The following is a 19,807-nucleotide window of genomic DNA, read 5'->3' as shown; positions in this document are numbered from 1 at the left end:
CCAATAGATTTCGAGTTGCATCAAGGCGGCGACATAGCGAATGCCCAGGAGCGTACATCAGTACGTGACTGGGATGAGTGAGGAAAGCCAACACAAATGCAGCTTGAAAGACAACGGGTATATATCGCGCTCGGCAGTAATTTAGCCTCTCCTCTTGAGCAGGTAAATGCTGCCGTGCAGGCGCTGGGAGAAATCCCGGACAGCCGGATCATCGCCGTTTCATCCTTCTACCGCACGCCGCCATTAGGTCCTCAGGATCAACCTGATTATCTGAATGCTGCCGTTGCGCTGGAAACAACCCTCGAACCTGAAGAATTGCTTAATCACACTCAACGTATTGAGTTGCAGCAAGGTCGGGTACGCAAAGCCGAGCGCTGGGGTCCGCGTACGCTGGATCTCGACATCATGTTATTTGGCAATGACGTGATTAACACCGAGCGCCTGACGGTTCCGCATTACGATATGAAAAACCGGGGCTTTATGTTGTGGCCGCTATTTGAAATCGCGCCCGACCTGACCTTCCCGGATGGTATCAGCTTACATCAGCATCTCACCCGCCTCGCCGTAGCAAAACCTGCTCACTGGTAAAGCATACTCTCACCTAAAAAGTTTACTACTTTTGCGCCAAACGGTTGCTTAAAACAATTGCCGCCCTGAATCTGACTGCTAGAATGCCGTTAAATATGACTTCCACATTCAGGAAATGTTATGAAACCAACGACTATCTCATTGCTGCAAAAATGTAAGCAAGAGAAAAAGCGCTTCGCGACTATTACGGCCTACGACTACAGCTTCGCCAAATTATTTGCCGACGAGGGCATCAATGTGATGCTGGTAGGCGATTCACTGGGGATGACGGTACAAGGGCACGACTCCACCTTGCCGGTCAGCGTCGAAGACGTTGCCTATCACACCCGTGCTGTGCGTCGTGGTGCGCCAAACTGCCTGCTGCTTTCCGACCTGCCGTTTATGGCCTATGCCACACCGCAACAGGCCTTTGAAAACGCCGCCATTGTTATGCGCGCGGGCGCGAATATGGTCAAGATTGAAGGCGGTGCGTGGCTGGTTGATACGGTGAAAATGCTCACCGATCGCGCGGTACCGGTATGCGGCCATCTGGGCTTAACCCCTCAGTCAGTTAACATCTTCGGTGGCTATAAGGTGCAAGGTCGCGGAGATGCGGGCCAGACATTGCTCGACGATGCGCTGGCGTTAGAAGCCGCAGGAGCACAGTTGCTGGTGCTGGAATGCGTTCCGGTTGAGCTGGCTAAACGCGTGACTGAAGCTCTGTCCATTCCGGTCATCGGTATTGGCGCAGGCAATGTCACCGATGGTCAGATCCTGGTGATGCATGACGCGTTTGGTATCACAGGCGGCCATATTCCAAAATTTGCTAAAAATTTCCTCAATGAAGCAGGCGACATGCGCGCCGCAGTGCGGCAGTATATTGCGGAGGTTGAATCCGGCGTCTACCCGGGTGAAGAACATAGCTTCCATTAAGCAAAGTTTGGAATTTGTAGGCCAAATAAGGCGTTGCGCTTTCCTGGCCTACAGATCATCAGGCAACTAAAGGAGTCTTGTTGTGCTAATTATTGAAACCCTGCCGCTGTTACGCCAGCACATTCGTCGTCTGCGTCAGGAAGGTAAACGTGTGGCTCTGGTCCCTACCATGGGAAACCTGCACGACGGTCACATGAAGCTGGTCGATGAAGCAAAAGCTCAGGCTGATGTGGTGATCGTCAGTATTTTCGTCAACCCAATGCAGTTCGACCGTCCGGACGATCTGGTGCGCTACCCGCGTACGCTGCAAGAAGACTGCGAAAAGCTGAACAAGCGCAAAGTTGATTTTGTCTTTGCTCCTGCAGCGCAAGAAATCTACCCGCAAGGGACAGATAGCCAAACCTATGTAGAAGTTCCGGGGCTTTCCACCATGCTGGAAGGCGCAAGTCGTCCTGGTCACTTCCGTGGTGTTGCTACCATCGTCAGCAAACTGTTCAATCTGATCCAACCGGATATCGCATGTTTTGGCGAGAAGGATTTTCAGCAACTGGCGCTGATCCGCAAAATGGTTGCCGACATGGGATATGACATTGAGATCGTCGGCGTTCCCATTATTCGCGCTAAAGACGGTCTGGCCCTCAGTTCACGCAATGGCTATCTGACCGCAGAGCAGCGAAAAATCGCGCCCGGCTTGTTCAAAGTGATGAGCAGTATTGGTGAAAAATTACAGGCTGGTGAACGTGAGCAGGAAGAGATAATTGCCATTGCTGAACAAGAACTGAATGAAAAAGGTTTTCGTGCCGACGACATTCAAATCCGCGATGCTGATACGCTGCTCGAGCTGACTGACAGCAGCAAACGCGCGGTGATTCTGGTCGCTGCATGGCTGGGTCAGGCACGTTTGATCGACAATCTGAGTGTAACATTAGCCCAGTAGACAGGGGTTAAAAATAGGGCAATACTGCCTAAGAAATTACTCAAAGCAGGTACCGCCTGCTTTGCTTCTGATAAGCGTTAAAGGTAGACGTTATGATTCGCACCATGCTGCAAGGCAAGCTCCACCGCGTGAAAGTCACACAGGCGGACCTGCATTACGAAGGCTCCTGCGCCATTGACCAGGATTTCCTTGATGCTTCCGGCATCCTGGAAAACGAAGCCATTGATATCTGGAACGTGACTAATGGTAAACGTTTCTCGACCTACGCCATTGCGGCTGAACGCGGTTCTAAAATCATCTCGGTGAACGGTGCGGCCGCGCACTGTGCCGAGGTTGGCGATATTGTGATTATCGCCAGCTTCGTCACGATGTCTGATGAAGAAGCGCGTACCTGGCGGCCAAAAGTTGCCTACTTTGAAGGTGACAATGAAATGAAACGTACTGCGAAAGCCATCCCGGTACAGGTAGCTTGATAAAGGCTACCCCTGCGGCTGGTTGCTGACCAGCCGCGACATGGTCTCTAACGAATCCGTTCTTAAGATATACAACCGTTTTAACAGCATTGGGTTATCTCCTGGTTTTACCTTTCCTTTCACCGTGGTCACAGCCATATGAAACCCTGCATCATTCGCCGCCTTCACGGCCGTCACGTTATAACCGCCAAACGGATAAGATAGATAAAGAACATGCGGGTTAAATTGCGCCAGCGCCCGACGAGAATGCGCAAAATCAAAAAGAATATTGTGATAGCTGCGGCTAAGCAGGATCGGCCGGTGATAACCATCCACACGATGTAAAAAATGGGTATGTGACTGGAAGTCGAACACATCCCTGATCTCATTCAGTTCAGAAATACTCATAAACTGCAGCGATTTCGGATCCCACTTCTGCGGATGGCGCTTAATACGTGATGAGATAATAAATGCCGTCGCCTTCATTCCATACTGTTTCAGTACCGGATATGCATAACGGCTCACCGACTTCAAACCATCATCAAAGGTAATCACTACCGCCCGCGCAGGCAAATTAGAGCGGTTACGCACATAGTCTTCCAACTGATACAGGGTCAGCGTGGTGTAACCCATATCGCGCAGCCATGTCATCTGGTTGCTGAAAGCGCGTACGGAGGTGGTAGTAGAGGTATGACGAAAACGGGTGTTCTCTTCATCACGCAGAATATGGTGATAGGTCAGTACCGGAATACCGTGGTCTTGCTGCGCATCCAGCGCGCTAACGTAGGCCAGCCTGTCACCAATACGAATTTGGTACCACGTCTGGTTTAGCCTGTCCTTCAGCCTGTTAATTATGGGATATCGCAGATTGTCCGCCAGCACGCCAAACGGTGCGCTACCGGCGTCAGGGGCATTGTAAACAGGCGTCGCTTTCCAGGTAACCAGGTTCTGATTGCTCAGCGGTTTATTGAGATCACCCAGGCCATCTTCCACCTTCTGCCGCCCCTGTACGCGATCCAGATGGCCTTTATCGATAAACCCTCGGCCAAATCCAAATGTAAATGCGTAATAGTCTTCGCCAGTGGGGATGACTGAGAGGATTTGACCTGCGCGAATATGGCCTACCGTCACCATTTTATTGCCAATCTGCGCCCAGACGGCAGCATCTTCAGTAGTTTGCATATAACGAGCAGGCAAAGCGGCAGCAGCACAACCAGAGAACAGGAACAACAGTATGAGCAGGACGCGCGTAGCCATATGAGTTAACCGAGGCGAAGAACCTCAGCTATTGTAGCAAAAGCATCATCAATACCAATGATTAATACTCATACAAATCATGCAGTAAAACAAAAGGCGGATTTTTCTGTTGTTGATGCCACAAACTCGTAACGCCAGGGCCTCCAAGAGAGACTATTTCATCACGAAACGCAGAACTGCTCATCGACTCTCGCGACAAAAGCATTCGCTCCAGCAATGGATAGCTTATCCCGGAAATCACTTCACAGGCCGGATGCTTATGACTCATCAACGCGGCCACGCGGTAAGGCGCAGAGCCAGCAATATCTGTCAGGAATATCACGCCATCACCAGAATCGGCAGCATGCAGAGCATCGCACATCATCCGGCTTAACATATTCGAACTTAGACCATGCCAAAAACTGACCACCTGGCATTGCGCCAGAGGGCCGTACTTTTCTTCCAGACGATGCAGCATATCCTGTGCGTTATCATCATGACAGGTAATGACCCAACCTAACATTGCCCACCTCCTTAGCAGGCAAGTAGTTTATCAGAGTGATAAAAACTTAACGGTGATAAACATCAAAGGTCTTCCTCTCCCGTGATGGGAGAGGAAGAAATAATTAGCTACGTAACCCGCGCCCACGCTGAATCAGGTACCAGCACAGCAAATAAAATGCCGCGATAAACACCACCAGTACACCGAATGTCGTGACCAGCGGCACATCATGGATGCCCAGGAAGCCGTAGCGGAATCCACTGATCATGTAAACAATCGGGTTGAGATGCGACAACCCCTGCCAGAATGGCGGCAACAACGTTAACGAGTAGAAAACGCCCCCCAGGTAGGTCAACGGCGTCAGTACGAAAGTTGGGATCAGGCTGATGTCGTCAAAGGTTTTGGCAAAGACGGCATTCAATAACCCGGCCAACGAAAACAGAACCGCCGTCAGCACCAGCGTTAGCGCCACAAAGACCCATGAATGCACCTGGAACGGAACGAAGAACAGTGAAATAGCCGTAACCAATATTCCTACGCACAGGCCGCGCGCCACGCCGCCGCCGACAAACCCCGTGATGATAACGTGCGTCGGAACCGGTGCGACCAGCAATTCTTCAATGTTACGTTGAAATTTGGCACTAAAGAATGACGACGCTACGTTGGCGTAGGAGTTAGTGATAACCGCCATCATAATCAGACCCGGCACAATAAATTGCATGTAGCTAAAACCGTGCATTTCACCGATACGCGAACCAATTAAATTACCGAAGATAATAAAATAGAGCGTCATGGTGATAACGGGTGGGACCAGAGTCTGGACCCAGATGCGCATAAAACGGTGGATCTCTTTCGCCCAGATACTTTTCAGCGCGACCCAGTAAAGCTGCATCATGCGCGATCTCCTTGCTTTTCATGAACCAGGGAAACGAACAACTCTTCCAGTCGGTTTGCCTTGTTACGCATACTCAACACCTGAACCCCCTGCGCGCTCAGTTGGGAAAATACGCTGTTAACACCTTGCTCTCTGAGCACTTCGACTTCCAGCGTCGAGGTATCAACCAGACGGTATTGATATCCTTCCAGCTTGGGCAGCGGACTTTTCGCCGCCAGATCGAGAATAAAGGTCTCGGACTTGAGTTTGGAGAGCAGGCTTTTCATTGAGGTATTTTCCACCAGCTCGCCATGCTGAATAATGCCAATATTACGGCACAGCATTTCCGCTTCTTCGAGATAGTGTGTTGTCAGAATAATCGTCGTACCCTTGTCGTTTAAATCCTTTAAAAAACCCCACATTGAGCGACGTAATTCAATATCAACGCCTGCTGTCGGTTCATCGAGGATCAGCAGCTTTGGTTCATGCATCAATGCACGGGCAATCATCAGACGGCGCTTCATACCGCCAGACAGCATACGCGCTCGCTCACTACGCTTTTCCCACAGGTCGAGCTGCTTTAAATATATTTCACTGCGCTTTACAGCCTCTTTATGCTCAACGCCGTAATACCCCGCCTGATTCACCACGATCTGCTGCACCGTTTCAAACGGGTTAAAGTTAAATTCCTGCGGTACCAGCCCAAGCTGTCGTTTAGCGTTAACCGTATCTTTTTCAAGATCGTATCCGAAGACGCTAACCCGTCCGGAGCTTTTATTCACCAGGGAACTGATAATCCCGATAGTGGTGGACTTCCCTGCGCCATTGGGGCCTAAAAGCGCATAGAAATCACCCGCTTCGACTTGCAAATCTATGCCACGTAGCGCCTGAACGCCACCGGGATAGGTTTTCTTAAGTTGCTGAAGTTCCAGAGCAATGGTCATGGTTTTTTGCTTACCTTACGTTCTGACATTTTATATATAGTTTAATTAATCCTGGAGTTACCCTATATTAGCCCATCGCATTTATCTGGCTTCGGGTCGAAACCTCCATGAAAGACATAGATACACTCATCAGCAACAATGCACTATGGTCAAAGATGCTGGTAGAAGAGGATCCCGGATTTTTTGAAACGCTGACGCATGCGCAGAATCCACGTTTTCTATGGATTGGATGCTCCGATAGTCGCGTTCCCGCGGAACGTTTAACCGGTCTTGAGCCGGGCGAATTATTTGTCCACCGTAATGTTGCCAATCTGGTTATTCATACCGATCTGAACTGTCTCTCTGTCGTTCAGTATGCGGTTGATGTGCTGGAAGTGGAACATATTATTATTTGTGGTCATTACGGATGCGGTGGCGTACAGGCAGCCATTGAAAATACGGAACTGGGACTGATTGATAACTGGTTGCTGCATATCCGCGATATCTGGTTCAAACACAGCTCTCTGCTGGGTGAGATGCCGCAGGAACGCCGTATTGATACACTGTGCGAACTGAACGTAATGGAACAGGTGTACAACCTGGGCCACTCAACAATTATGCGGTCCGCCTGGAAACGTGGTCAGAAAGTTACCATTCACGGATGGGCTTACGGTATTCATGATGGTCTGCTTCGCGATCTGGAAGTTACGGCCACCAGTCGTGAATCACTGGAACAACGCTACAGACAAGGTCTGTCTAACCTCAGTAAAAAACACATAAATCATAAATAACGCAGTATTGCCGGGCGGCGACTCCATCTTATCCGGCCTACGAGGTACATACCTGTAGACCGGATAAGCAGAGCGCCATCAGGCGCTCGCACAGAATTACTCGTCCAGCAGCACGACTTTGCCAACATATGGCAGGTGGCGATAACGCTGGGCATAGTCAATGCCGTAGCCGACAACGAACTCATCCGGGATAGAGAATCCGATAAACTCAACCGGGACATTCACTTCTCGACGGGAAGGTTTGTCCAACAGCGTACAGATCGCCAGCGATTTCGGCTCGCGCAGACTAAGGATTTCACGCACTTTTGACAGCGTGTTGCCGGAGTCGATAATGTCTTCGACAATCAGCACATCCTTACCACGAATATCTTCATCCAGGTCTTTCAGGATTTTAACATCACGCGTGGTTGACATGCCGCTGCCGTAGCTGGAGGCGGTCATGAAATCGACTTCGTGGGAGACATGCACTTCACGGCACAGATCTGCCATAAACATAAACGAGCCACGTAACAGCCCGACCAGCACCATGTCACTGCCGCTGTCCTTGTAGCGTTCGTTAATCTGACGCCCGAGTTCAGCAATACGCGCTTTGATCTCCGCTTCCGGGATCATGACTTCTACAGTATGTTTCATAAAAAATATAACTCACTGATTTTTATCAGTTAACACATCATGCAAATCGAAAGAAAGCGCTTATGTTGATACACCGACTGACAGACGGTGGCTCGCACTAACCACAAAACTTGCGACAGCATACAAACAATTCAGTGGGTGAAGTATACCAGTAAAGAAGCCGCGTTCCTCTGATAGTTAGCAGGATTGTCGGTATGTTAATCGCCGGACGGTAATTCCATCCGGCAATGAAGCCGTTACACAGTAAAGCCGAGCATCATACCAGTATCTTCATGCTCCAGCAGATGGCAGTGCGCCATGTAGGCATGTTCTTTTGGCGCGTCGTGGTCAAACTTCACCAGTACCTCGCTGACACCACCTTCGACACGTACTGTGTCCTTCCAGCCTGCGCGATGCGCGGCTGGCGCTTTACCGTTCTCGGACAAAATGCGGAACTGAGTACCGTGAATGTGGAACGGATGCAGCATCATGTCCCCTTGCCCGGAAATCACCCAGCGTTCATGCTGACCTTTCGTTGCCGCAAACATGGGTTTATTCATATCAAATGCCTGGCCATTGATCCGGTTGGCATTATGGAAATCAAACTTCCCGCCATGTTTCATATTACCCATATTACCGTGGTTCATATTACCGTGGTTCATACCGTCGTTATCCATATGCCCCATCATCTGCCCATGCCCCATTCCCGTCATGGCCTGTTCGCCATACTTCTGCATCAGCATTTGCATTCCCATCATGTCGAGCATCGGATCCATTGATAGTTGCAGTTTGCGCACAGTCAGGCCATCAAGCGAAGGCAGTGATGGCATTGTCGTCAGCGTATCCGGCAGCGTACCGGAAGCAGTAATAAGGAGCGGCTGAATGCGCATCACAGGATGCGGCTTATCAAATGGCGCTATAGCCATCCCCATTTGAGTCACGGGTAAGGTCAGCAGATCGAAGGCTTTACCGTCGCTAATATCCACCAGCACTTCAAAGCGTTCGCCCATCAGCATAGGAAGTTCAGTAACTTTAACCGGCTCAGCCAACAGTCCACCATCGCTGGCAATAACATACAGAGGGCGATTATCGCTGGCAGCCACGTTAAGCGAGCGAGCGTTACAACCGTTTAGCAAACGCAGACGTAACCACCCACGCGGCGCGGAATGCTGCGGATAAATTGCACCATTGGTCAGCAGCGTATCACCAAACCAACCCACGGCGGCTGTCATCATATCCAGTTGATAGTTAACTTGTCCGTCGGCAGAAAATTGTTTGTCCTGAATAATCACCGGAACATCATCAATTCCCCACTGCTTCGGCAACATCAGTTTGCGGATGTCATCGTCTTCAATCAGCACCAGTCCAGCCAGCCCCATCGCCACCTGACGGCCCGTTTTCCCGTGTTGGTGCGGGTGGAACCAGCAGGTTGCTGCCCGTTGATCGGGGATGAAGGTTACGGAACGTTTTCCGCCCGCCGGAATAATCCCTTGCGGGCCACCGTCGACTTCGCCAGGTATCTCCAGTCCGTGCCAGTGTAATGTGGTCTCTTCAGCCAACTGATTATAGATATCAACGGTCACCGACTTGCCTTTATGCAGTTTCACCGCAGGTCCAAGTAAATTACCGTTATATCCCCAGGTTGTAGCGGTTTTACCGCCGAAGGTCGATTGCCCGGCCTTAACGATCAGTTGCATACGATTAGAGGCATCCGCCGTTAACAGGTCTGGAACAGGCAACACGGGACGGTCGGCCGCAAAAACAGTACGACTCCAGAGAGGTAACGCTGACGCGACGCCCAGCGCCACGGAGTACTTTAAAAAGTCACGACGTTGCATAATCACTTCCTTATATTCAGCAGCTTAAGCAGGCTATCTTTTAAGCATAAGCCCTCCCCTTACGGGAAGGTCAAGTGAACGGCTGATAATAAAGGTCGTCGCTTCGCTCACAGTATGCTAACGTTTAATTTCCGTGATGCAGTGGTAGAAGCAATGAAGACGTTTTTCAGAACAGTGTTGTTCGGCAGCCTGATGGCCGTATGCGCAAACAGCTACGCGCTTAGCGAGTCCGAAGCCGAAGATATGGCCGATTTAACGGCAGTTTTTGTTTTTCTGAAAAATGACTGTGGATACCAGAATTTGCCCAACGGGCAGATCCGACGCGCACTGGTCTTTTTTGCCCAACAGAACCAGTGGGACCTCAGTAATTACGACACCTTCGATATGAAATCACTCGGTGAAGACAGTTATCGCGATTTGAGCGGTATTGGTATTCCGGTCGCAAAAAAATGCAAAGCGCTGGCACGAGATTCCCTGAGCCTGTTGGCCTACGTTAAATAATGTGAAGCCGGATGGCGGCACAAGTGCCTTATCCGGCAGGTAAAGACTCATCTGGCGTTAATCATTTCCCCTGCTGTACAAATTCGCGATATGCCGCCACGACCTGAAGAAAATCCTCTACGCCACACAGCGAAAAGCTCTCTTCGTCGTAGTAATTCATCCCTTCTTCCATTTCGTCGCCCGTGAACTCCAGTTGGTTGGCGCGCACCATCACCTCTTCGCCATCCAGCCAGAGCGTGTATTCATGCCCTGCCCGTTGCCAGGAACGTTCACTGCCTTTTACCGCACGTGCCGCCTGTTCCACTTCATCAAGTAAGGCCAGGTTCTCTTTCACTTCTTCATTAAACCAGTGCCCCACAACTTCGTGACCCATGGACATACGCACTTTTACCACTCCGGTAATATCGCGCAGAAATTCGTAATCCATAATGTGTTCCTCTACTCCCGGCAATGCGCCAATACCGCATTGCGCCTATGCTGTAATTATCGCAGCACAACGAAAGAAAAAAAGCAGAGCAGGCATAAGGATTGGAAATAAAAATGCCCGATAACGCAAGGTTTACCGGGCATTGGTGAGTTTGTGCACAAAAATCAGGTGCAGCAACTTATGGCGTTACACCGCCGTCTGGAAAATCACGCTATCCGCTTTCTCGGTGTACTGAGAAAGTTGGTCAAAGTTCAGATAACGGTAAGTATCCACGGCCGTTTTATCCACCTGTGCCACATAGTTCTGGTACTCTTCCGGCGTTGGCAGTTTACCAATAAGCGCCGCAACAGCCGCCAGCTCAGCAGAAGCCAGGAAGACGTTAGCACCAGTACCCAGACGGTTCGGGAAGTTACGGGTAGAGGTAGAAACTACCGTCGCGCCATCAGCCACACGCGCCTGGTTACCCATGCACAGTGAACAGCCAGGGATCTCGATACGCGCCCCGCTCTTACCAAAGACGCTGTAGTAGCCTTCTTCAGTCAATTGCGCGGCATCCATACGGGTTGGCGGAGCCACCCACAGGCGCGTCGGCAGTTGGCCTTTATGCGCATCCAGCAGTTTACCTGCCGCACGGAAGTGACCGATGTTAGTCATGCAGGAACCGATGAACACTTCGTCGATCTTCTCGCCCTGCACGTCAGACAGCAGACGCGCATCGTCCGGATCGTTCGGCGCGCACAGGATTGGCTCTTTGATATCAGCCAGATCGATATCGATCACTGCCGCATATTCGGCGTCAGCATCGCCTTCCAGCAGTTGCGGATCGGCCAGCCATTTTTCCATACCCTGAATACGACGCTCCAGCGTACGGCGATCGCCGTAACCTTCTGCGATCATCCACTTCAGCAGAACGATGTTAGAGCTGAGGTATTCAATGATCGGCTCTTTGTTCAGCTTGATGGTACAGCCCGCAGCGGAACGCTCAGCAGAGGCATCGGTCAGCTCAAACGCCTGTTCAACTTTCAGATCCGGCAGACCTTCGATTTCCAGAATGCGACCAGAGAAGATGTTTTTCTTACCTTTCTTCTCAACGGTCAGCAGACCCTGTTTGATCGCGTACAGCGGAATGGCGTGAACCAGGTCGCGCAGGGTGATACCCGGCTGCATTTTGCCTTTGAAACGCACCAGAACGGATTCCGGCATATCCAGTGGCATTACACCAGTCGCAGCAGCAAACGCTACCAGGCCAGAGCCTGCCGGGAAGGAGATCCCGATCGGGAAACGGGTATGAGAGTCACCACCAGTACCCACGGTATCCGGCAGCAGCATGCGGTTCAGCCAGGAGTGGATAACACCATCGCCCGGACGAAGCGATACGCCGCCACGGTTCATGATGAAGTCAGGCAGTGTATGGTGCGTGGTCACGTCTACCGGCTTCGGATACGCCGCGGTATGACAGAACGACTGCATAACCAGATCTGAAGAAAAGCCCAGACACGCCAGATCTTTCAGTTCATCACGGGTCATTGGGCCGGTGGTATCCTGAGAACCTACGGAGGTCATCTTCGGTTCGCAGTACGCGCCCGGACGGACACCTTTCACGCCACAAGCGCGACCAACCATTTTCTGCGCCAGAGAGAAGCCACGGCTGCTTTCAGCCACATCTTTCGCCTGACGGAATACGTCGCTGTGCGGCAGACCAAGCGCCTCACGCGCTTTGGTTGTCAGGCCACGGCCGATAATCAACGGAATACGGCCACCGGCACGCACTTCGTCGATCAGTACTTCAGTTTTCAGCTCAAAGCTTGCCAGCAGTTCACCTGTTGCGTGGTTACGCACTTCACCTTTGAACGGGTAAACGTCAATCACATCGCCCATGTTCAGGTTAGACACATCGACTTCGATTGGCAGTGCGCCCGCATCTTCCATGGTATTGAAGAAGATGGGCGCAATTTTGCCGCCGAGACACAAACCGCCGCCGCGCTTGTTCGGGACATGAGGAATATCATCGCCCATGAACCACAACACGGAGTTGGTTGCAGATTTACGTGAAGAACCGGTGCCGACAACATCACCTACGTAAGCCAGCGGGTAACCTTTTTTCTGCAACTCTTCGATCTGTTTGATCGGGCCAACGCTGCCCGGCTGATCCGGCTCGATACCTTCACGGGCGTTTTTCAGCATTGCCAGAGCGTGCAGAGGGATATCCGGACGAGACCAGGCATCCGGCGCCGGGGACAGGTCATCGGTGTTGGTTTCCCCCGTCACTTTAAACACGGTAACGGTGATTTTCTCAGCCAGTGCAGGCCGATTCAGGAACCATTCTGCATCAGCCCAGGATTGCATCACCTGCCTTGCATATTCGTTGCCTGCTTTGGCTTTCTCTTCTACATCATAGAAATTATCGAACATCAGCAGTGTTGAAGAGAGGGCTTTGGCGGCAATCGGCGCCAGTTTTGCATCATCCAGAGCATCAATCAGCGGATGAATGTTGTAACCACCCTGCATAGTACCCAGCAGTTCAATGGCTTTTTCTGGTGTCACCAGCGGGGAGGTTGTGTCGCCTTTCGCGACAGCGGCAAGAAAACCGGCTTTTACATAAGCGGCTTCATCTACGCCAGGAGGAACGCGGTTGATCAACAGGTCTAACAGGAATTCTTCTTCGCCCACAGGCGGGGTCTTCAGCAGCTCGACAAGTGCGGCCATTTGGGTTGCATCTAAAGGTTTTGGCACAATCCCAAGGGCGGCACGCTCAGCTACGTGCTTACGGTATTCTTCTAGCACGACGGTATCTCCTCGCTCTCATTGTCATATGCGGTAGGCGATTCTCTTCACGCTCCTGTGAGACAGCAGTTTGTAGGGTAAATGCCCGGTACCGCATAGGGCACAATAACAGGATTTTCATTAAGTGTTAATCTGTTTACAAAAAAGTAACATAAAAAATTGGCTGAATCGTTAAGAATGGTATAGCGGAAAGAAAGGGCAAAATTCGAGCACAAAAAACGCTGTGCAGCCGTAACTTGCAAGAGTGACCTTCCGAATATTACAGCGGCTTTTCAACCATCAGATATAATTGTGTAATAAATGTTCACACTCTTTATCCGGACACTACGGGCGGTTTCCCAATAAAAGTCAAAACTGTAAAACACGGGTGATTGATACTCGCGGCAACAAGAACGCCTCACGGCACAACGCTTGTCTCGTTGGAGTCATTTTATGAAGTTGCCCATTAAGCCACACCTGCTCGTCCTTTTGTGCAGTGCCGGGCTGTTTGCCGCCTCAGGCGTAATGCTCGTCAAAAGTCGCACAACGGAACCTGCAGCTCCTGCGCCTGTCGAGCAAGCCCCTGCCGCAGCGGCCCCCGCAGCCGCACCAGCCGATCAACCTGCACCGACCGTAACGCCAACATACTCCGCCGCGCAAATCGATCAGTGGGTTGCGCCAATTGCGCTCTATCCCGATGCGTTGTTGTCGCAAATATTGATGGCCTCAACCTACCCGGCCAACGTTATTCAGGCTGCGCAATGGTCGAAAGACAATCCCAAAATGCAGGGTGATGCCGCTATTCAGGCCGTAGCCGGACAACCGTGGGATCCTAGCGTGAAATCGCTGGTCGCGTTTCCTCAGTTGATGTCGCTGCTGGGAGAAAATCCGCCGTGGGTACAAAATCTGGGCGATGCTTTCCTCGCGCAACCAAAAGACGTCATGGATTCTGTTCAACGCCTGCGCTTACTGGCGCAGCAAACTGGTGCATTACAATCAACGCCGCAGCAGACTGTCACCACCGTGACAAAACCGGCACCCGCTAAAACCACCAGCAGCGAGTCGACAATAAGTACCACGACTACCACGACTACCACGACCAGCCCGACGGTTATCAAGATTGAGTCTGCCGACCCACAGGTGGTTTACGTCCCCACCTATAACCCAAACACAGTTTACGGGACCTGGCCAAACACCGCCTATCCGCCGACCTATTTACCGCCATCACCCGGCGAGCAATTTGGCAACAGCTTTGTTAACGGTCTGGGCTTCAGCCTCGGTGTGGCGACAACCTATGCAATCTTCAGCAACATCGACTGGGATGATGATGACGACGACTGGGATCACCACCACGATAATGATTACAACCACCATGGCAGTTATAACCGCAACGGTGATAACAACATCAATATCAACGTTGATAACTTCAATAAAATCAGTGGGCAGCGTCTGACTGATGCCAACCGCACCTGGCAGCATAATCCGGCCTATCGTGAAGGTGTACCGTACCCTAATAACCAGCTCAATAACCGTTTCCACTCCACCAACTCAGCGACCGGGCTCAGTGCTACACAGCAAAAACCAGTCAACCGTGATAGCCAGCGTCAGGCGGCCATGTCCCAAATGGAGAAATCGACGGGGAAAACATTCCCTCAAACAACGCGTCCGGGGACTAAAGATGCACAGCGCCTGGCTTCAAACCAACAGTTGAAGCAGATTTCCCAGCGTAATAACTATCGTGGTTACGACACAAAACCGCAAACCGCGAAGCGGACATCCTCACAACAGCGAGAGAACCGCCAGGCAACACCGCAGAGACAGGAAAAACGGGTTTCGCAAACGGCGCAACAACGCGGTCATCAACAGCGAAATATGCAACAACGAACCAGCCAGCCACGCGCCAATGCGTTAAGCGGCAATGATAGCCGTTCAGGAAGTTGGCAGGCACAGCAACAGCGAGGCGCCCAGAGCCGGCAAATATCCCGCAACCAGGCATCGCGCCAGGCACCAGCCGGGCGTACTGAACACCGTGAATTCCGTCATCGTTAAGGGAGCCGACATGAAAATACAATTACTCAGTGGGATAGTGCTGTTCATGGTTTCGTCCGTCGCGATGGCGCAACAACAATTCAGCACACCAGCTCAGGCAACCGATGCTCTGGTGAATGCCATCAGCGAGCAAAATGAAGGAGCCATGAGCAACCTGCTTGGGGAGAACTGGCGCGACTTTCTGCCGCCGGAAGGTGTGGATCCTGATGCCGTTGATCGCTTCCTGCGCGACTGGAAAGTGAAACATGACACCGTCATCAACGGTGATATGGCACATCTGATCGTCGGAGACAGTGACTGGCAGCTCCCAATCCCGGTGATCAAAACTGCCGATGGATGGCAATTTGATATGCAGGAAGCTGCCGAAGAGATCCAGACCCGCGAGATCGGTCGCAACGAGCTTGCCGCGATTGAAGCACTTCACGCGTATGTTGATGCGCAGCAAAGCTATTTTGCGATGAACCAGAAATATGCCAAGAAAATTGTCAGCTCAGATGGCAAAAAGGACGGTCTTTATTGGCCGGTAGCCCCCGGTGAAGCACCCAGCCCTCTGGGACCCGCCTTCAGTCCACAGGAACCAGGTACGGGTTATCACGGTTATCATTTCCGCATACTTCCCGACAAAGCCAGTGGTTTTGCGATGATTGCCTGGCCCATCAGTTACAGCCATACCGGTGTAATGAGCTTTATTATTAGTGGGGATGATACGGTTTATCAGGCCAATCTTGGCGCAACATCCCAGCAGAAAGCGCAGGCAATGACCGAATACAGCCCTGATAAATCCTGGCAACCTGTAGCGCCCTGAGTCTCCAGCACTTTGGCTATACGGATCTAAAGCGTCAGATTAGTTGCTGTTATGCTTCAGGCAAAAAAAACGCCTCCGAAGAGGCGTTTTCACAAAAGTGGGAAGATTATTTTTTCTTCGCTTTCGGGTTCGGCAGGTCGGTAATGCTACCTTCGAACACTTCTGCCGCCAGGCCCACAGACTCGTGCAGAGTCGGGTGCGCGTGGATGGTCAGCGCGATATCTTCAGCATCACAGCCCATTTCGATCGCCAGACCGATTTCACCCAGCAGCTCGCCGCCGTTGGTGCCGACAATCGCGCCACCGATAACACGGTGAGATTCTTTGTCGAAAATCAGTTTGGTCATACCGTCTGCGCAGTCGGAAGCGATAGCACGGCCAGAAGCAGCCCACGGGAAGGTGGCGGTTTCATAGCTGATGCCTTTTTCTTTCGCTTCTTTCTCAGTCAGGCCAACCCATGCAACTTCTGGTTCAGTGTACGCAATGGATGGGATAACTTTCGGATCGAAGTAGTGTTTCTTACCGGCGATAACTTCAGCAGCAACGTGACCTTCGTGAACACCTTTGTGCGCCAGCATCGGCTGACCGACGATATCGCCGATTGCAAAGATGTGCGGTACGTTGGTACGCAGTTGTTTGTCAACACGGATGAAGCCACGGTCATCAACTTCCACGCCAGCTTTACCAGCGTCGAGGTTCTTACCGTTCGGCACACGACCGATAGCCACCAGCACGGCGTCATAACGCTGTGCTTCTGCCGGCGCTTTTTTGCCTTCCATGGAAACGTAAATACCGTCTGCTTTTGCTTCAACGGCAGTCACTTTGGTTTCCAGCATCAGGTTGAATTTCTTGCTGATACGTTTGGTGAAGACTTTAACCACGTCTTTATCGGCAGCCGGGATAACCTGGTCAAACATTTCAACCACGTCGATCTCTGAACCCAGCGCATGGTACACAGTACCCATTTCCAGACCGATGATACCGCCACCCATAACCAGCAGGCGTTTTGGTACGGTTTTCAGCTCCAGCGCGTCGGTGGAATCCCACACGCGCGGATCTTCATGCGGAATAAACGGCAGTTCGATCGGACGGGAACCCGCCGCGATGATCGCGTTGTCGAAGTTGATCACGGTTTTGCCGTTTTCGCCTTCAACTTCCAGGGTGTTCGCCCCGGTAAATTTACCCAGACCGTTTACCACTTTCACTTTACGGCCTTTGGCCATACCAGCCAGCCCGCCAGTCAGTTGGGTGATAACTTTTTCTTTCCAGGTACGAATCTTGTCGATATCGGTTTTCGGCTCGCCGAAAACAATACCGTGCTCTGCCAGTGCTTTGGCTTCTTCGATAACTTTTGCTACGTGCAACAGTGCTTTAGAAGGGATACAGCCGACGTTCAGACAAACACCACCGAGGGTGCTGTAACGTTCTACGATGACGGTCTCCAGACCTAAATCTGCGCAACGGAAGGCAGCAGAGTAACCTGCAGGGCCTGCCCCAAGTACCACGACCTGAGTTTTGATTTCAGTGCTCATCATGACCTCTTAATTTATACCCGTCGTCCACCGGGTCGTTCTATCCGCCAGTATTTTACAAAATTGTTAACAATTTTGAAACAACAAACGGCAACCGATTTGTCTTTCGCACAATAACCTCACTGACTTCATGAGATTACCAGAAAAAAGCCGGCCGTCGGGCCGGCTTTTTCGCTTACATCACCAGACGGCGAATGTCAGACAGCGTGTTGTTGATGATGGTGATAAAGCGAGCACCATCAGCACCGTCAATCACGCGGTGGTCGAAGGAGAGTGAAATCGGCATCATCAGACGCGGAGTAAACTCTTTACCGTTCCACACCGGTTCAATAGCAGACTTGGACACGCCGAGAATAGCCACTTCAGGCGCGTTCACAATCGGTGCGAAATGGGTAGTACCCAGGCCGCCGATGCTGGAGATAGTGAAGCAACCGCCCTGCATTTCGCCAGCAGTCAGCTTACCATCACGCGCTTTCTTGGAGATCGTAGTCAGTTCACGAGACAGCTCGGTAATGCTCTTCTTGTTCACGTCTTTAAAGACCGGAACGACCAGACCATTCGGGGTATCAACCGCAACACCGATGTTGATGTATTTCTTCAGCGTCAGCTTCTGGCCATCTTCGGACAGGGAGCTGTTAAAGCGTGGCATCTGCTCAAGAGCAGCGGCAACGGCTTTCATGATGAAGACAACCGGGGTGAATTTCACGTCCAGTTTACGTTTCTCAGCTTCGGCATTCTGCTGTTTACGGAACGCTTCCAGGTCAGTGATATCGGTTTTGTCGAAGTGAGTAACATGCGGGATCATCACCCAGTTACGGCTCAGGTTAGCACCAGAGATTTTCTGGATACGGCCCAGTTCCACTTCCTCGATTTCACCAAACTTGCTGAAGTCCACTTTCGGCCAAGGCAGCATGCCCGGAATACCGCCGCCAGCCGCAGCTGCCGGTGCAGATTCAGCGCGTTTAACCGCATCTTTCACGTAAGCCTGAACGTCTTCGCGCAGGATACGACCTTTACGGCCCGTCCCTTTCACTTTCGCCAGGTTCACACCAAATTCGCGCGCCAGGCGACGAATCAGCGGAGTCGCGTGGACGTAAGCATCGTTTTCTGCGAAGTCAGATTTACCTTCAGCTTTCGCCGCCGGAGCAGGTGCAGCAGCCTGTGCAGGTGCTGCGGTCGGAGCCGGGGCCGCGGCTTGTGCCGGAGCGGCAGTTGGTGCTGCGCCTTCTACTTCGAAGATCATAATCAGAGAACCGGTTTTCACTTTGTCGCCAGTACTGATTTTGATTTCTTTAACGGTACCCGCGAACGGAGCCGGCACTTCCATAGACGCTTTGTCACCTTCAACGGTGATCAGTGACTGCTCAGCGGCAATTTTATCGCCCACTTTCACCATCACTTCGGTCACTTCAACTTCGTCACCGCCGATGTCCGGTACATTAACTTCTTTAGAACCCGTGGCAGCCGGAGCCGCCGCTGCGGCTGGTGCAGCAGCCTGAGCCGGAGCAGCTGCAGGCGCGCTGCCTGCTACTTCAAAGACCATGATCAGGGAGCCGGTAGACACTTTGTCGCCAGTGCTGATTTTGATCTCTTTCACGGTGCCCGCGAACGGTGCCGGGACTTCCATAGAGGCTTTGTCGCCTTCTACAGTAATCAGAGACTGTTCAGCCGCAACGGTGTCGCCCACTTTGACCATGATCTCAGTGACTTCAACTTCGTCACCGCCGATGTCCGGTACGTGTACATCTTTCGCTGCCGCAGCAGCAGGAGCAGCTGCAGGAGCGGCTTCTTTCTTCTCTTCTGCCGGAGCAGGTGCAGCTGCTGCTGCACCGTCGGCGGAATCGAAAATCATGATCAGTTTGCCGGTCTCAGTTTTATCGCCAACAGAGACTTTAATCTCTTTAACGATACCCGCCTGAGGGGACGGAACTTCCATAGAGGCTTTGTCGCCTTCTACGGTGATCAGCGACTGTTCAGCTTCAACTTTGTCGCCCACTTTGACCAGGATCTCGGTGATTTCAACTTCATCAGCCCCGATGTCCGGTACATTGATTTCGATAGCCATT

General features: G+C 51.7%; 18 protein-coding genes. 8 read left to right on the top strand and 10 right to left on the bottom strand.

Annotated features, from left to right (window positions below):
• The first annotated feature begins 96 nt into the window (after positions 1-96).
• The 4 genes from folK (at position 97) to panD (ending at position 2,910) form a co-directional block, all read left to right on the top strand.
• Entirely contained in the window at positions 97-588 is a 492-nt protein-coding gene (gene folK, locus OH663_RS09425; RefSeq protein ID WP_048222039.1) for a 2-amino-4-hydroxy-6-hydroxymethyldihydropteridine diphosphokinase, read from the top strand.
• A 120-nt stretch (positions 589-708) separates the two neighbouring features.
• Complete coding sequence (gene panB, locus OH663_RS09420; protein ID WP_045439913.1) at positions 709-1,500, top strand: 3-methyl-2-oxobutanoate hydroxymethyltransferase; 792 nt, start codon at positions 709-711, stop codon at positions 1,498-1,500.
• An 82-nt stretch (positions 1,501-1,582) separates the two neighbouring features.
• On the top strand, positions 1,583-2,437 hold the full coding sequence (gene panC, locus OH663_RS09415; RefSeq protein WP_045439910.1) for a pantoate--beta-alanine ligase: 855 nt from the start codon (positions 1,583-1,585) through the stop codon (positions 2,435-2,437).
• 92 nt (positions 2,438-2,529) lie between these two features.
• A complete protein-coding gene (gene panD, locus OH663_RS09410) occupies positions 2,530-2,910 on the top strand; it encodes an aspartate 1-decarboxylase (RefSeq protein ID WP_023178331.1) in 381 nt (126 codons plus the stop codon).
• A gap of 6 nt (positions 2,911-2,916) precedes the next feature.
• Here the strand turns inward: panD and OH663_RS09405 are convergent, their stop codons facing one another.
• From OH663_RS09405 to OH663_RS09390, 4 genes are all read right to left on the bottom strand, one after another.
• Complete coding sequence (locus tag OH663_RS09405) at positions 2,917-4,146, bottom strand: polysaccharide deacetylase family protein (protein ID WP_048222041.1); 1,230 nt, start codon at positions 4,144-4,146, stop codon at positions 2,917-2,919.
• Positions 4,147-4,207: 61 nt separating this feature from the next.
• Positions 4,208-4,648 (bottom strand): PTS sugar transporter subunit IIA, encoded by a 441-nt coding sequence (locus OH663_RS09400; protein WP_045439900.1) that lies wholly within the window; start codon positions 4,646-4,648, stop codon positions 4,208-4,210.
• A gap of 103 nt (positions 4,649-4,751) precedes the next feature.
• Positions 4,752-5,522 (bottom strand): ABC transporter permease, encoded by a 771-nt coding sequence (locus OH663_RS09395; RefSeq protein ID WP_045439897.1) that lies wholly within the window; start codon positions 5,520-5,522, stop codon positions 4,752-4,754.
• Positions 5,519-6,445, bottom strand: coding sequence for an ABC transporter ATP-binding protein (locus tag OH663_RS09390; protein ID WP_200011474.1), 927 nt, complete (start codon positions 6,443-6,445; stop codon positions 5,519-5,521). Before OH663_RS09390 ends, OH663_RS09395 begins: the two co-directional genes overlap by 4 nt.
• 107 nt (positions 6,446-6,552) lie before the next feature.
• Here OH663_RS09390 and can point away from each other — a divergent pair, with 107 nt between their 5' ends.
• Positions 6,553-7,215 (top strand): carbonate dehydratase, encoded by a 663-nt coding sequence (gene can, locus OH663_RS09385; protein WP_045439892.1) that lies wholly within the window; start codon positions 6,553-6,555, stop codon positions 7,213-7,215.
• Between the two features lie 96 nt (positions 7,216-7,311).
• On the opposite strand, the gene hpt is transcribed toward can, so the two are convergent.
• Positions 7,312-7,848 carry a hypoxanthine phosphoribosyltransferase gene (hpt, locus tag OH663_RS09380; RefSeq protein ID WP_003018658.1) on the bottom strand — a complete coding sequence of 179 codons (537 nt, stop codon included), beginning with the start codon at positions 7,846-7,848 and terminating at the stop codon, positions 7,312-7,314.
• Between the two features lie 236 nt (positions 7,849-8,084).
• Positions 8,085-9,665 carry a multicopper oxidase CueO gene (cueO, locus tag OH663_RS09375; RefSeq protein WP_200011471.1) on the bottom strand — a complete coding sequence of 527 codons (1,581 nt, stop codon included), beginning with the start codon at positions 9,663-9,665 and terminating at the stop codon, positions 8,085-8,087.
• 153 nt (positions 9,666-9,818) lie between these two features.
• Here cueO and OH663_RS09370 point away from each other — a divergent pair, with 153 nt between their 5' ends.
• Entirely contained in the window at positions 9,819-10,166 is a 348-nt protein-coding gene (locus tag OH663_RS09370) for a YacC family pilotin-like protein (protein ID WP_000846617.1), read from the top strand.
• A gap of 61 nt (positions 10,167-10,227) precedes the next feature.
• Here OH663_RS09370 and yacL read toward each other — a convergent pair whose 3' ends face one another.
• Positions 10,228-10,593 carry a protein YacL gene (yacL, locus tag OH663_RS09365; protein ID WP_045439883.1) on the bottom strand — a complete coding sequence of 122 codons (366 nt, stop codon included), beginning with the start codon at positions 10,591-10,593 and terminating at the stop codon, positions 10,228-10,230.
• Between the two features lie 186 nt (positions 10,594-10,779).
• The gene (gene acnB, locus OH663_RS09360) at positions 10,780-13,377 is read right to left on the bottom strand and encodes a bifunctional aconitate hydratase 2/2-methylisocitrate dehydratase (protein WP_048222044.1); all 2,598 of its coding nucleotides are present in this window, start codon (positions 13,375-13,377) and stop codon (positions 10,780-10,782) included.
• Between the two features lie 432 nt (positions 13,378-13,809).
• On the opposite strand from acnB, the gene OH663_RS09355 reads away from it, so the two are divergent.
• Positions 13,810-15,405, top strand: a complete 1,596-nt coding sequence (locus OH663_RS09355; RefSeq protein WP_200011470.1) for a DUF3300 domain-containing protein — start codon at positions 13,810-13,812, stop codon at positions 15,403-15,405.
• 10 nt (positions 15,406-15,415) lie between these two features.
• Entirely contained in the window at positions 15,416-16,210 is a 795-nt protein-coding gene (locus tag OH663_RS09350; RefSeq protein WP_200011469.1) for a DUF2950 family protein, read from the top strand.
• Positions 16,211-16,316: 106 nt separating this feature from the next.
• On the opposite strand, the gene lpdA is transcribed toward OH663_RS09350, so the two are convergent.
• Positions 16,317-17,741 (bottom strand): dihydrolipoyl dehydrogenase, encoded by a 1,425-nt coding sequence (gene lpdA, locus OH663_RS09345; RefSeq protein ID WP_045439872.1) that lies wholly within the window; start codon positions 17,739-17,741, stop codon positions 16,317-16,319.
• Between the two features lie 175 nt (positions 17,742-17,916).
• The gene (gene aceF, locus OH663_RS09340; RefSeq protein ID WP_200011468.1) at positions 17,917-19,806 is read right to left on the bottom strand and encodes a pyruvate dehydrogenase complex dihydrolipoyllysine-residue acetyltransferase; all 1,890 of its coding nucleotides are present in this window, start codon (positions 19,804-19,806) and stop codon (positions 17,917-17,919) included.
• Position 19,807 lies beyond the last annotated feature (1 nt).

It is taken from the genome of Citrobacter sp. Marseille-Q5395 (genome assembly GCF_947057495.1).
In the GTDB taxonomy this organism is placed as follows: Bacteria; Pseudomonadota; Gammaproteobacteria; order Enterobacterales; family Enterobacteriaceae; genus Citrobacter; species Citrobacter murliniae.
The sequence above is the reverse complement of the archived record's forward strand: the minus strand, read 5'-3'. Positions and strand labels throughout refer to the sequence as shown.

What these genes read in the sequence shown, in the direction of transcription:
- folK (WP_048222039.1), top strand. Translation starts at nt 97, where the DNA reads ATGCAGCTTGAAAGACAACGGGTATATATCGCGCTCGGCAGTAATTTA.
- panB (WP_045439913.1), top strand. Translation starts at nt 709, where the DNA reads ATGAAACCAACGACTATCTCATTGCTGCAAAAATGTAAGCAAGAGAAA.
- panD (WP_023178331.1), top strand. Translation starts at nt 2,530, where the DNA reads ATGATTCGCACCATGCTGCAAGGCAAGCTCCACCGCGTGAAAGTCACA.
- OH663_RS09405 (WP_048222041.1), bottom strand. Translation starts at nt 4,146, where the DNA reads ATGGCTACGCGCGTCCTGCTCATACTGTTGTTCCTGTTCTCTGGTTGT.
- OH663_RS09400 (WP_045439900.1), bottom strand. Translation starts at nt 4,648, where the DNA reads ATGTTAGGTTGGGTCATTACCTGTCATGATGATAACGCACAGGATATG.
- OH663_RS09395 (WP_045439897.1), bottom strand. Translation starts at nt 5,522, where the DNA reads ATGATGCAGCTTTACTGGGTCGCGCTGAAAAGTATCTGGGCGAAAGAG.
- OH663_RS09390 (WP_200011474.1), bottom strand. Translation starts at nt 6,445, where the DNA reads ATGACCATTGCTCTGGAACTTCAGCAACTTAAGAAAACCTATCCCGGT.
- can (WP_045439892.1), top strand. Translation starts at nt 6,553, where the DNA reads ATGAAAGACATAGATACACTCATCAGCAACAATGCACTATGGTCAAAG.
- hpt (WP_003018658.1), bottom strand. Translation starts at nt 7,848, where the DNA reads ATGAAACATACTGTAGAAGTCATGATCCCGGAAGCGGAGATCAAAGCG.
- cueO (WP_200011471.1), bottom strand. Translation starts at nt 9,665, where the DNA reads ATGCAACGTCGTGACTTTTTAAAGTACTCCGTGGCGCTGGGCGTCGCG.
- OH663_RS09370 (WP_000846617.1), top strand. Translation starts at nt 9,819, where the DNA reads ATGAAGACGTTTTTCAGAACAGTGTTGTTCGGCAGCCTGATGGCCGTA.
- yacL (WP_045439883.1), bottom strand. Translation starts at nt 10,593, where the DNA reads ATGGATTACGAATTTCTGCGCGATATTACCGGAGTGGTAAAAGTGCGT.
- OH663_RS09355 (WP_200011470.1), top strand. Translation starts at nt 13,810, where the DNA reads ATGAAGTTGCCCATTAAGCCACACCTGCTCGTCCTTTTGTGCAGTGCC.
- OH663_RS09350 (WP_200011469.1), top strand. Translation starts at nt 15,416, where the DNA reads ATGAAAATACAATTACTCAGTGGGATAGTGCTGTTCATGGTTTCGTCC.
- lpdA (WP_045439872.1), bottom strand. Translation starts at nt 17,741, where the DNA reads ATGAGCACTGAAATCAAAACTCAGGTCGTGGTACTTGGGGCAGGCCCT.
- aceF (WP_200011468.1), bottom strand. Translation starts at nt 19,806, where the DNA reads ATGGCTATCGAAATCAATGTACCGGACATCGGGGCTGATGAAGTTGAA.